This is a genomic window from Marinobacter sp. V34, from assembly GCF_055524115.1.
This window is the reverse complement of record NZ_JBUPZY010000017.1, coordinates 25,301-38,215: the sequence shown is the minus strand read 5'-3', so window position 1 is coordinate 38,215 and position 12,915 is coordinate 25,301. Positions and strand designations below refer to the sequence as shown.

Here is a 12,915-nt window from a genome sequence, read left to right as displayed (position 1 = left end):
GTACCACGGAGAACTTGTCCACCTCGGACCAAGCCTTCAGATACACACGACCCTGGTCGTCACGGTCGGTTTCAATCAGACCCATCAGGTCTGTGTAGTGTTTGAGGGCTTCTTCCAGATCGAGAACACGGATCTGGACATGGCCGGGACGCATTACACCTTTTTTCATGACAGTTACCTCAACGCTGTTGTTTGCCTTACAAGTGCACCCTCAGGCAGAGGCATGCACTCGATGGTGAGATTCGTCAGCGGGTAGATCCGACAGGCCAGTACCTCCCCCTGTTCAATGGCCTCGGGCGGAACATGGGCCCGGCTCATCTTTCCGCACTTGAAATCACCATCCACCACCCTGATTTTGCAGAAGCCGCAGCCCCCACCCCGGCAGCCAACAGGCACACACCTGAGGCCGCGCTGTTCCATGGTTTTGAGGACACTTTGTCCTTCAGGGCAGGTAAAGCTGTCCCCGGTTGTGCGATTTACGATCTGGAAGCCATCTGCCACAGCACACCTCCGATCAGATCTTCTTGAACAGCGCCGAGCGTTGGGTTTCTTCTGCACCGTCCGCCGCTGTCAGGAATTTCTCTATGAAGATGTCCCGTTCGAACAGTCGGCCGCGCATCAGAGCTGTAATAGCGGCATCAATCATCGGTGGCGGTCCGCACAGGTAAGCCTTGTGCTCGGAGAAACGGCCATCGAAGTACTCTTTGGCAGCCTCGTGCACATAACCCCGGAAACCCTGCCAGTCGCTGTCTTCATCCGCCTGGCTCAGGGCCGGCGCATAGGTGAAGTTATCGTTGTCACGGGCCAGGCCCTCGAACAGCTCGTGGTTGTAGAGTTCCGCCAGGTTGCGGGCGCCCTGGAACAGGGTGATCTGGCGATCGTCGCCCTGCTCCAGCAGGTCCAGAATCATGGATTGCGGGCTGGAGAGCCCGGAACCGCCGGCAATGAAAATCAGGTTGCCCGGCTGTGAACTGCGTACGAAGAACTGGCCGTATGGACCGGACAGATTCAGCTCCTCACCCACTTTCAGTTCCTGGTGGATGTAGGTGGTTGCAGCGCCGCCTTCGACCAGGCGCACATGGAGTTCCACCTCATCGGGCTTGCTGGGCGGGTTGGCCAGGGAGAAAGCCCTGGCACCATCAACCCCGGGAAGCTCGATATTGATGTACTGGCCGGCCTGGAAGGTCATCGGGCGATCCAGCTTCAGATGGATGCCCTTGATGGTTGGCGACAACTCGACAATGTCGCTGACGGTCGCGGCGTAATCCTCCACCGGGTAACCCTCAAAATCCGGGTCGACATCAATATCGGCTTCAATAGTGACGTCGCTTTCAACGGTGGCGCAGCAGGCCAGTACCTTGCCCTCATCCCGCTCCTCATCCATCAGGGCAAAGGGTGAGGCATCGCCGATTTCCACATCCCCTTCAAGAACCTGAACCTTGCAGGTGGCACAGGTGCCATGGCCGCAAGCGAAAGGCAGCCAGACACCCTGGCGCAGGGCGGCGGCGAGGATGGTCTGGCCATCCTCTACCTCAATCTGCTCACCAATGGGTTCGATAGTAACGGTGTGACTCATAGCCCTACCCTCAGAATCCGGCGCCGGCAAGGCCGTTAAGGCCCAGCGTGGTTACCGTCAGCATGCTCTTGTGATCGATGCCGCTGTCTTTGAGGCTGGCACCTGCATCCGGCGTAAACGGTTCATCATTCAGCAGCCACCGCGCCGTCAAGAAGTCAGCGTTCACTGCATCCGGATGGGACGCCGTGGCTGGTTTCAGGATCTCTTCAATCATGGCTCCGAAGGTCATGTCCGGTTGCACCAGCAGAGCAAACGGAGCACAGAACATCAGATGATTCGGCCAGAGCACATACAGCAACTGCATGCCGTTGAAGTTCTCGACCTTATCCCGTGGTTCAAACTTGTAGTCGTATAAAGCGTTAACACTCATGGTGGTCACCTTGTTGTTTTTTCGGGTGAATCACCCGGCGTCAGATGACACCGGGTAATCTCCGTATTAGGCCGCGTCCTGCTTGGACCCTTCAGCCTTGTCATCAGACGACTTGCCCTTGATGGACAACCAGCGCTTGTGGTCCGGCGAGCCGACATACTCGAAATTGTCTTCGCCAATGTTGATGTGGTAGTACTTCTGAACCACCGTCTCGACGTCGCCGCCTTCACAGTTGCCCTGATAGATCTGGTGTACCGGCAACCACGCCTGAACGTACTTCTCCGGCTCGTGCTTGAAGATGTCGCAGCAGGCTTCAGAGCAGAAGTGGTAACGCTCACCTTCGTACTCTATCTGGCGGTGGCTAAGCTTGGTGGGCTCGCCCATCTCGGTAAACAGCGTTGGTACCTGGCATACCTGGCACAGTTGCGGCAGGGTGTTGTTGTAGAAGCGGCGGCCTTCGGCATGCTCTTTGGCCCAATGCTCGTAGCGCGGGCGGTAGTACTTGTCGAAAGTCTCCGGATACTTCTCGGACATCCAGTCCATTTCATCCTTTCCGGGAATCCACGTATGGAAGTTGGTGGCCTGGCTGTACTGGTAGAACGTGCCCCAGAGCTGATGGCTGATGTGATGCTTGGCATCGTTGGCCACATCCTGATACTTGGGTGGGCGGATGCCATAGCGCTCAAGGTCCTTGAACAGGGCGCCGCCGTTTTGCTCGTAATACACCTCCCAAGCTTCCGACCAGGACATGACTTTGTTCGGCAGCATGTAGTCCATCATCATGCTGACCAGGCTCAGAAGGCGGAAACCACGCCAGAACCATTTGTCGATCCAGCGCTGCACGATAGGAACGTTATCTTCGTGTTGTTCGAGGATAAACTTGATGACCTCAAGCCCCAGGGTCATATGCCGGGCTTCATCCGACTGGGCAGAGAAACCGAAGGTAACGGTCGCCATGTCGCCGTTGTAGGCGGCGCCGGACATAAAGGGCACGAACAGCAAGTTAGTCAGGACATACTCGAACGAGAACGAGATCGCGGTCAGGAACTCGAACGGCCCTGCAGAGCGTGCGTCATCAAAGAAGGACTTGGGTACTGACAGGAACCACACCCGGTCGTGCATGTACGCGGCATCGTGCAGGCCATTGAAATGTTTGTTGTAGTGGCTCATGGCATGTTGCTGAGTCTGGGAATGACGCAACTCATCAATGGCCTGCATCTGACACGCCACGCGGGCACCGGCGCCACTGAACTGACGACCGACCTTGGCATACCCCTGAAACGCAGCGTGCTCCAAAGGAGATACACCGCTGAGGAACAGCTTCAGCGCGTTCACGTAACGTGCGTCTGAAATATTCTGATGGCCGTTGTTCTGGGCAAAAGCATCAAAAATCGCGTACAGCTTTTTCTCTTTCTCGGCCTGGTACTTCCAGTAGGCGTCCATGGTCAGACGGAACGGATCTTCCCATTGGGACCAGTCGGTAATCTTGATACCTTCAAAATCCTCGTCCGGGAAAATGTCCTTCTTCTTTTGATAGGTTGGTTCCCAGGCCATGTCCCGGGTCAGGTACTGGTACTTGTCCTTGAGATTCAGCTTCTTGTTTTTAACAGCCATGATAAGTCTCCCAATTAGGTCCACTGAAGAATGAAGTGGTCGTCGTCTTCGTCGACATTGCCGCCAATGCTGATCACGTCGATGAGCATTTCCTGAACATCCCATTCGCGACCGAGCTTCTCTTCCATCGTTTCCCGGTTGATCACCAGACGCTTCTCAGCCTGGATCCGGATCATTGCCGGCTGATGCTGAACTTCCGCTTCCGGGTTGTCTTCAGCGATGGCTTCCACCAGGTAGCGGGCGTTGTCGTTGTCCTGAAAGGCAATAAATACGAGCTGGCTCATGCGGATACTCCCTGACTCTGCAACTGGAACTTCTTGAGGCGGGTGGAGAGTTGAGCCCGGATTTCATCCAGAGCCTCAATGCCGGCACTGGCCTCGGCCAAGGGTTTGAGGGCGTTGTATGCCTGCGGCTCCCACTGGTCGACCCAGGCCTGGACCTGTTCAAGGTTGGCCTCGCTTTCCGCAACCACAACCTTGATCATGGCGTTGGTCCAGCGCAGGGATTCCTTATACCAGTCACGCATGAATTCAGTGAGCATGGAGACATCCTCAGCGTCCTGCTCACCCAGCCATTGATCCATCTTTTCGTACACCAACGGGAACAACAGGCCATCCATCAACACGTTCTGAACCAAAGTCAACTCGAACCAGTCGTCCACCACCAGGGTGTCTTCCACCAGTTTGCGCGTGGGCTGCCACAGGTCGTCATCGATCCAGTAGCCCTTTGATTCATCCAGAGCAGCACCGGTACTGCCATCCAGCATCAGCGCAATACGAGACAGGTACTGACCGATTCCCAGGCGATCCATCGCGGTATAGATGTGCATTTGCGAGACCGTCGTCGCGTTCACATCGCCCGCGATCTTGCTGTTATTCATGTTGGCGCCGAGCTCTACGTGGCGCAGAGGTACCAGCAGTCTCAGGATCTGTTTCTGGGTTGCTTCAGGAAGGCGAGTCAGCAGGTTGCGCTTTTCGCAAAACCCGAAACTGGTCTCCGCCGCCTCCTGCATCTTGGCCCGGTTACCGACATAGGCGCCGTAGTAGAACTGGCGGGGATCGGTGACGGCGTACCAGTCTTCCATGCGGATCGCCGTGCGTGTGGGATCGTTCAGCGTGTGCTTTGAATCCCACAGCGGGCGGTAGTGAAAGTTGGTTTTAGCTTCCAGGTCATAGCTGGCTTCCTGGTAGCGGGACGCCGGCTTGTCGCCGAAGCGACGGGCGATGTGCCCGTATGTCTGGCGGATGGGTTCCGCCGAATTGGTTTTGATCTCAATGCTCATATCAATTTACCGTTTGTTGTTTTGAGTGGATGATCGATTTGGTGACGTTCAGCGGTGACCCTTTTCGCCGAAACGCCACTTGACCATGTCCGCATCAATCTCGCGGATCATGTCGGAATCCATGTGAACGACATTGTTGTGCTTGCAGAAGATCTCGAACGCTTCGCGGGGAAGGACAAGCTCAACAAACAGTTCGGGATGTCCGATGGCAAAATCGAACTCTACGAATCTGTCCTCTGGCCCGCTTCGGACCCGGATGTAGCGGGTCAGCTCGTCGAAGCTTTTTGCATGCTCAGTCATCGTTGGCACCCTTGTGTTTGTTATGGGTTGCCATGGCTGCAGCAACGGCTGTGCCAAGCATCGAAACCTGCCATCAATAAAAACCCAGACTTCTGTTTTAAAAGACTTTATATTGATATGCATACGCTGAATCAGCGTGAATTATTGGATGGGAGATCAGGAAGCGAGATGAATTTTTTCACCATTTGATCAACATGAAATCGTGAACTGAGCAAATGCTCAGATCACTAGCCAACAGCGACTTTGGCCCGAAATTTCATCATTTGATTGATTTTTGCCAAGAATCGGGTGTTATATAAAATAAGGCGGCGTTCGGCTGCCTTCGCACTGGACGACCTTTCCAGGGTGCGACCCCATACAATTACAAACGGGGCTCCTGAGTATGGCTATTACCTACAAACCACAATTGCAATATTTGGATTTTCAGGATCTTACGGAACAGATCCGGTTCCAGAGCACGGAAGGCAAAATCTGGTTTGGCGAGCAGCGCATGCTACTGATGCAAGTCAGTGCCATGGCCGCCTCTCGGCGCGAAATGGTGAATACCATGGGTATTGAGCGTGCGAAGGGTTTTCTCCTGCGCCTGGGATACCAGTCCGGACTGAAAGACGCCGAACTGGCCCGGAAGCTTCGCCCCCACTGCAGTGAACTCGACATCTTTCTTGCCGGCCCCCAACTGCATTCGCTAAAGGGCATGGTCAAAGTCGTTCCCATGGAGATCGACATTGATCACGACTCCGGCAGCTTCTATGGCGAGCTGGAATGGGTTGATTCGTTTGAAGTGGATATCTGCCAGACAGAACTTGGGCAGATGGATGAACCGGTCTGTTGGTCACTACTTGGATACGCCTGCGCCTACACCTCCTCGTTTATGGGCCGGGAAATCATCTTTCGTGAGGTCAGCTGCCGTGGCTGTGGTGACGAAAAATGCATGATCGTGGGCAAGCCTGCCGAGGAATGGGAGGACGCCGCCGAATTTTCCCAGTACTTCAAGGCAGACACCATCATGGAAGAACTGTATGACCTCCAGAGCCAGGTCAGTTCTTTACGCAGCAGCCTCGAAAAGCAGGAGGGGCAGTATTACGGCATAGGCCAGTCCGCCTCCTACAACAAGGTCTGCAAGATGATCGACAAGGCCGCTCTGGGTAAAGTGTCGGTCTTACTGTTAGGCGAAACCGGCGTAGGCAAGGAAGTGATTGCCCGCAGCGTTCACCTTCGCAGTGAAAGAGCCGAACAACCCTTTATCGCGGTCAACTGCGCCGCTATTCCCCCGGACCTGATCGAAGCGGAACTGTTTGGCGTGGAAAAAGGTGCCTACACCGGTGCCAACCAGTCCCGACCGGGCCGGTTTGAGCGGGCCAACACCGGCACCATTTTTCTCGACGAGGTGGTTGAGCTCACGCCCCGGGCCCAGGCCACGCTGCTGAGGGTGCTGCAGGAAGGGGAGTTGGAGCGCGTGGGTGACAACCGCACACGGGCTGTCGATGTTAGGGTTATTGCGGCTACCAACGAAAGCCTTGAAAACGCCGTGGAAGAGGGCCGTTTCCGTTCCGATCTGTTTTATCGACTCAATGTATTTCCGGTGAAGATTCCACCGCTCAGGGAACGGCTGGAAGACCTGCCGCTACTGGCCAAGCATTTCCTCAATAAATTCCACTCTGAGTATAACAAGCGCACGCTCGGGCTCTCCGACAAGGCCCTTGAACTCTGCCTGCACTACCATTGGCCGGGAAATATCCGGGAGCTTGAAAACGTTATCGAGCGTGGCGTCATCCTGACCGACAACAACGAGTCCATCAGCCGCGAATCCCTGTTTGCAGGCGTTCCCGAACCGCAACCTAGCCAGCCTCAGGGTGTTGTCGACAGCCACGGACAACTTGTTGAAAGGACATCTGAGACCTCCGGGGGCGACTGGGCCAGCCAGATACTCGGCAATGGCATCGGCCTGGACGATGTCGAGGAAACGCTGATGCGGCGCGCCATGGAAGAGGCCAACCAGAACGTTTCGGGCGCAGCGCGTATCCTTGGTCTGACCCGCCCCGCTCTCGCCTACCGGCTCAAGAAATCCGGCATTCTCGCCGAAAGCTGAACCACAACCGTCGCAGCCAGGACAGGGATGTCCTTGGTTCGTTTTCTGGTTTGACTATATCGATAAACGCCCCATCCGTTTCATCATTTGATAAAAAAAATCCTTTTAATTTTCTCACCAAACTTCCCTAAAGCTCTCTAAGATCCTCATATTCACCATTGAATACAGACAGTTAAAAGCGCGAAAACGTGCATGGCACACGCGTTGCTAAATCACCGTCAGTCGCGTTATCCACAAAAACAAAGACGGTGACATAACATGCGAAATGCCCCCCTGCGCACATGGCGCACTACCGGCACAGCCGTATCGTTGGCCGGATTGTCTTCGGTTCTGTTAACGGGTTGCGAAGCGCCCCTGAATCTTGACGCGGTTCGGGATCAGTCGGGACAGGCCGTTAAACGGACCGATTTCTATCAAGCTATTGCTCGCAATGACGAGGTTATCGTGCTGACTGGCAACAACGGTGTTGTATTGGTCAGCTCAGACAACGGAGAAAGCTGGAAACGGCAGGCGCCAACGTCGGAAAGCTTCCTGGCGTTAGACGTATGCCCGGACAACAGCTTCATTGCGCTGACGTTTAACAACGAAATCTGGCATGGCGACACCAACGGAGACAACTGGACGGCGCACTCCCTGCCCAGCCAGGAACAGATGATGACCGCCGCTTGCGCCCCGGACGGCAACTGGTGGGCAGCAGGTGCCTTCACCACTATTCAGGGCAGCGCTGACCAGGGTGAGACCTGGACCGAGACCTCACTCAACGAAGACGCCATCCTCAACAACCTCCAGTTCATCAACGCCGACTTTGCTTTCATAACTGGTGAGTATGGCCTGGTACTCAAAACCACGGACGGCGGCGAAAACTGGGACTATGCCGGCTACCTTCCGGATGAGTTTTACGCCCATTCCAGCTATTTCCGTTCAGACAATGAGGGTTGGGTTGGCGGCCTGAACGGTTTCATCTACCACACCACCGACGACGGAGAGAACTGGGAGAAATCCCCCACCGGCATCAACGCCCCGATATTCGGTTTCGTTGCTGGCCCTTCAGGGTTATACGCCCTGGCGGATAACGCCACCGTATTGCTGCAGACGGGTCAATCCTGGCGGAAGATCTCCGCGTCCGACCAGCCTCTGTATCTGCGTACCGGCCTGATTCTCCCCGACCACCGACTACTCGCCGCTGGTGGCCGTGGCCTGCTGCTGAACCTTGAAACTCCCGTGGCCCGCTCGGCCAGCACTGACTGAGGAACTCCGCCATGCCTGGATTGCATCAATTTACCCATCTCCTGCATTCGCTGGAGCTATGGATCTTCAACAACCCGCGCAAGGTATTGAGCGTGATCGCCATCCTCACACTGGCATTCGCTCTGCGTATCCCTGGGCTGAAAATCTACACCGACTTCGCCGACCTGCTGCCGCAGCAACACCCCTATATCGAACTGCACAACAGCATCAAGGACAGCTTCGGCGGCGCCAATGTCCTTACGGTGGGTGTCGAATTCGAAGACGGCGACATTTTTACCAACGAGAATCTCGCCAAGATCGACCGAATCACCCAGGCCGTGGACAACCTGCCCGGGGTGAATCACAACCTTGTGTCCAGCGTGACTCACCGGAATTCCCGCAAGATCTGGCTTACGGAAGTCGGCAGCATCAACTCGGAACCCTACTACGACTCCACCTCAGGCGAGTACTCAGGGGATGCACTGGCTGCCATGAAAGCCGATGTGGCGGCCAACCCACGGGTGTATGGCCCCCTTGTATCTCCAGATATGAAAATGGCCCTGGCCAAGGCGCAACTGATTGAAGGCAAGCTGGATTACGAAAAAACGTTTGCACAGTTACAACAGCTGCGTGAAGCGGAGGAAAGTGCGGGAGTCACGATATACGCCACGGGACAGCCAGTCCTGGTGGGTTGGGCCTACACGTACATGGAGCAGATCCTCCAAATATTCATTTTCACTGTGATCACCATGCTGGCATTGCTCCTTTTCCATTTCCGCAAGGCCTACGGTGTGCTGATCCCCCTGGGCGGCGTTTTGGTCTCCACGATCTGGGGGCTTGGGATCATCAGTTTGCTCGGTTACAACCTGGATCCGCTCGGCCTGGTGATCCCCTTTTTGATTGCAGCCAGGGCGATGAGCCATGGCGTACAACTTGTTGAACGCTACTACGCGGAAACGCGCGAACTGGGTAGTGGCCCCAAAGCCGCAAAAGCGACCTTTGACAGCCTATTCCGCCCTGGTTCCCTGGGTGTTGTGTCGGATGCTATTGGCCTGTCGCTCATTGCCATCGGGTCCATTCCGTTGAATACACATCTGGGCATCTATGCTTCCCTTTGGGCGATCACTGTTGTGTTCACGGTGCTGATTGGCGTGCCTCTGCTGTTATCCATTCTGCCAACGCCCAAAGACCCGAACCTGCGCGAAACCGCCCTGCGCCATATCGGCGCCAGTTGCTCACGCACGGTTGCACGGCCAGGCGCGGCGAAAGTGGTGCTGAGTGTCGCGGCACTGGCGATGGCCGCAGGACTATTAGCGGCGTCCAACGTGCAGATTGGCGACTCGGAGCCAGGCTCTCCCATCCTGTATCCCGACCACGACTACAACGTTTCTTCCCGCGTGGTGAATGAGCGCTTCCCGGGCTCCGAGGAGCTCTACATTGTGGCGGAAACCGAAGAGAAAGGCGGCCTGAAACGTCCGGAGGTACTGGCGGCCCTTTCTGATCTGCAATCCCACATGCTGAAGGACCCGGAAGTGGGCGGTAGCAAAGGCCTGCCCGACCTCGTCAAGCAAGTTAACCGCCTGATGCACAACGACGACCCCCGCTGGTACCAGATTCCTCACGATGCAGGCTATGTCGGCGGGCTGATGTTTACCTACATGGCTTCCAGTCCGATTCCCGGGGCCCTTGATGAGTTCAACGATACCGACGACCGCATTGCCAATCTGGTGTTCTATTACAAGGACCGCCAGGGCGAGACCATCCGCCGTGCCATTCACATGGCCAAGGAATGGATCGCGGAGAACGGTGACAGCGTTGAGGGCCTGACAATCAAACTGGCGGGGGGAACCCTTGGTGTTGCTGCCGCAATGAACGAATCGGCCTTTGAAACCAATGTCATTGTTCTGCCACTGGTTTTCCTGCTGATCTTTGCCTTTGTCATGCTGTTCTACACCTCATTGCACGCCGGGCTGATGATGCTGCTGGCGATGATTTTCGCAACCACTCTCACCTACGCCTATATGGGCTTTAATGCGCTCAATATCGACATCAATACCGTGCCGGTGATTGCCGTGGGTATCGGCGTCGGCATCGATTATTCCATCTACATGATGGACCGGATACGGGAAGAAATGGCCCGGCTTGGCAACCTGCGGGATGCCGTCAGGCGAGCCATATCCACCACCGGCATGGCCATCAGTTTCACCGCGCTGACGTTGATGGCGGGTATCATCATGTGGGTCATCTTCTCAGACCTCCGATTCCAGTCTGATGCGGCATTGCTTCTGTGCGTCATGATCGTGATCAACGGCATCGCGGCCATGCTTCTGGTGCCTTCCTGGGTACTGGTCTTCAAGCCCCGCTTTGTTACCGATGTTTACGCCGACGAAGACGGCATTCTCCATGCTGATCGTCACCCACCAACACCATCTCCATCGTCTGGCCCCTCGCGGGAACAGCAGGATGGGTTTGTGCCGGGAGAGCCGTACCGGGTCTGACCCCGTTACCAAACTCCCATAAACCTGAAATGAGGACATGCCATGCAAACAACAATAAAAGGCCTGAGGTTCTGGTGCTTCACCCTCGCGGGTGGTGCCACCCTGGCGCTGTTAACGACGACTAACACCGTGGCGGCGGAAGACACCCGCGTTAACGGTTATGTTGAGAACGCTACGTACGGGCGGGAAGGTGTAGGCCTTTCCAAATTCCGCAACACACTGCAACTGGAAATGGAAAAAGGGGCGGGGAATATTGGCATCCTCAGCAACGTAAGATTCAACGCAACCCTTCGTGCCAGTTACGATGGGGTGTACGACCTCAATGACGATGAATATGGACGTAATGCCGGCGGCCCTGTTCAGTTACAGGGCACACAAGGTTATGTCCCTCACGGAGGCGGCATAGCGCCTACCCCTTTCTTCGGCTTTGACACCAATCAAAACCCGAATGACGGTATGGTTGTCCTGGGCGAACACCTGCACGGGCAGGACAACGGTGTCGCCTTCGGTGTTCCGGTCCGCCCGTGTGATGAAGATGGCCGCGGTTGTATTGACGGCTATCTGGACAAAGATACCAATGACCTGCGCTACCAAGAGTTCAATGATCGTGCCGACGTCATTCGCGAACTCTACGCCGACTTCAACATCAACTTCGATAACGGCAACATTCTCAGCACCCGCCTCGGTAAGCAGCAGGTGATCTGGGGCAGGACGGACCTGTTCCGGGTGCTGGACGTGATCAATCCGGTAGATTACTCCCGAAACAACATCTACGACGAACTGGAAGACATCCGGATTCCCATGTGGATCCTGCGTACTGACTACCGCATGGGCCCCACCGAGGTATTTGACGGCCTGGCCTTCGACGACCTGAACTTCCAGGTAGTGTGGAACTTCGACAAGTTTCGCCCCCATGATATTGGCCAGTGCGGACAGCCAAACGTCATTCTTGATGCGGGATGTTTTTTTCGCGGGATGCATAACCTTTGGGAGAATGGCGGCACCGTTGCCAACTTCGCAGGCGCCACTCCGGATGGCGGGTTCGCCACCGACTTCGGCCCCGGCCAGATTGGTATCCGCAAGGCCCATATGCCGAGTTGGAGCCTTTCGAACACACAACTGGGCCTGAAGATGGAAGGCGTCTATGGCGATCTGGGCTTCTCGCTGAACGCGCTGACCTACCGATCTCAGCTACCTTCCCTGAGGGGCGGAATCCCCGCACAGAATGCGTTCGACGGCACCACGGATGTCTATCCGGGCCTGATCGCATTCGACATTCACTTCCCTCGCGTCAATCTGGTCGGTGGCTCGCTGGACTACTATTCCCAGGGCGTCGATACCGTATTTCGGGTTGAAACGGCCTACACCTCAGGCGAGGAATTTGCCAACACTCTGCGCAAAAAACTCTACTCTGAGTCTGATGTACTTCGATACGTGTTCGGTGCCGACAAAAACATCTTTATCCCGGCTCTGAATGAGAGCCAGGCCTTCCTGTTCTCCGGTCAGATTTTTGGCCAGCACATCCTGGACCACGAACGCGAAGAGAGAACCTATGGCAAAGCAGGCATTCCAGACTGGGAGCATAACTGGACGGCTACGCTGCTGATCCAGGGTTTCTATATGAACGGTCGCCTGACTCCGAAAATCATCACCGCTCATGACTTCCGGGCCCAGGCCACAGCCATTGCCCCCTCTGTAGACTGGCTTGTCAATGACAACTTCAAGTTGACCCTGGGCGGCAATTTCAAGGTCGGCGACGGTGCACGCAAGTTTGATGACTGCCGCTCCTGCAACCCCTGGGATCCGTTCACACAAACACCGGGCGTAGCCAACCACCAACCGGGTGAGTCAGCGGGTCTTTCGAGCTATGAGCCCCTCGGTCGCTTCAAATCCGGCCCAATTGGCATGGCTCAGAAAGAAGATGAAATTCAGCTGACTGCCCGTTACAGCTTCTGATAA

General features: G+C 55.7%; 12 protein-coding genes. 4 read left to right on the top strand and 8 right to left on the bottom strand.

All coding sequences use genetic code 11. The features are described from left to right. The 8 genes from AC0B60_RS19765 to AC0B60_RS19730 form a co-directional block, all read right to left on the bottom strand. Positions 1 to 169: VOC family protein (locus AC0B60_RS19765; protein WP_465087590.1), on the bottom strand; the 169-nt coding region annotated here is incomplete at its 3' end. A gap of 5 nt (positions 170 to 174) precedes the next feature. Further along, positions 175 to 501 carry a 2Fe-2S iron-sulfur cluster binding domain-containing protein gene (locus tag AC0B60_RS19760; protein WP_465087589.1) on the bottom strand — a complete coding sequence of 109 codons (327 nt, stop codon included), beginning with the start codon at positions 499 to 501 and terminating at the stop codon, positions 175 to 177. A 13-nt stretch (positions 502 to 514) separates the two neighbouring features. After that, entirely contained in the window at positions 515 to 1,576 is a 1,062-nt protein-coding gene (locus AC0B60_RS19755; protein ID WP_465087588.1) for a 2Fe-2S iron-sulfur cluster-binding protein, read from the bottom strand. A 10-nt stretch (positions 1,577 to 1,586) separates the two neighbouring features. Then, positions 1,587 to 1,946 (bottom strand): phenol hydroxylase subunit P4, encoded by a 360-nt coding sequence (locus tag AC0B60_RS19750; RefSeq protein ID WP_465087587.1) that lies wholly within the window; start codon positions 1,944 to 1,946, stop codon positions 1,587 to 1,589. 66 nt (positions 1,947 to 2,012) lie between these two features. Continuing rightward, the gene (locus AC0B60_RS19745) at positions 2,013 to 3,560 is read right to left on the bottom strand and encodes an aromatic/alkene/methane monooxygenase hydroxylase/oxygenase subunit alpha (RefSeq protein WP_465087586.1); all 1,548 of its coding nucleotides are present in this window, start codon (positions 3,558 to 3,560) and stop codon (positions 2,013 to 2,015) included. Positions 3,561 to 3,574: 14 nt separating this feature from the next. Next, complete coding sequence (locus AC0B60_RS19740; protein ID WP_041333559.1) at positions 3,575 to 3,844, bottom strand: MmoB/DmpM family protein; 270 nt, start codon at positions 3,842 to 3,844, stop codon at positions 3,575 to 3,577. Beyond that, entirely contained in the window at positions 3,841 to 4,842 is a 1,002-nt protein-coding gene (locus AC0B60_RS19735; protein WP_465087585.1) for an aromatic/alkene monooxygenase hydroxylase subunit beta, read from the bottom strand. Before AC0B60_RS19735 ends, AC0B60_RS19740 begins: the two co-directional genes overlap by 4 nt. Positions 4,843 to 4,890: 48 nt before the next feature. Further along, the gene (locus tag AC0B60_RS19730) at positions 4,891 to 5,142 is read right to left on the bottom strand and encodes a phenol hydroxylase subunit (RefSeq protein WP_041333555.1); all 252 of its coding nucleotides are present in this window, start codon (positions 5,140 to 5,142) and stop codon (positions 4,891 to 4,893) included. Positions 5,143 to 5,524: 382 nt separating this feature from the next. Here AC0B60_RS19730 and AC0B60_RS19725 point away from each other — a divergent pair, with 382 nt between their 5' ends. The 4 genes from AC0B60_RS19725 to AC0B60_RS19710 all read left to right on the top strand — a co-directional run bounded on the left by AC0B60_RS19725 (position 5,525) and on the right by AC0B60_RS19710 (position 12,912). After that, positions 5,525 to 7,231, top strand: a complete 1,707-nt coding sequence (locus AC0B60_RS19725) for a sigma 54-interacting transcriptional regulator (RefSeq protein ID WP_465087584.1) — start codon at positions 5,525 to 5,527, stop codon at positions 7,229 to 7,231. A 258-nt stretch (positions 7,232 to 7,489) separates the two neighbouring features. Then, on the top strand, positions 7,490 to 8,479 hold the full coding sequence (locus tag AC0B60_RS19720; RefSeq protein ID WP_465087583.1) for a WD40/YVTN/BNR-like repeat-containing protein: 990 nt from the start codon (positions 7,490 to 7,492) through the stop codon (positions 8,477 to 8,479). 11 nt (positions 8,480 to 8,490) lie between these two features. Then, positions 8,491 to 10,956 carry an efflux RND transporter permease subunit gene (locus tag AC0B60_RS19715; RefSeq protein WP_465087582.1) on the top strand — a complete coding sequence of 822 codons (2,466 nt, stop codon included), beginning with the start codon at positions 8,491 to 8,493 and terminating at the stop codon, positions 10,954 to 10,956. Positions 10,957 to 10,998: 42 nt separating this feature from the next. Next, on the top strand, positions 10,999 to 12,912 hold the full coding sequence (locus AC0B60_RS19710; protein ID WP_465087581.1) for a DUF1302 family protein: 1,914 nt from the start codon (positions 10,999 to 11,001) through the stop codon (positions 12,910 to 12,912). Positions 12,913 to 12,915: the final 3 nt, after the last annotated feature.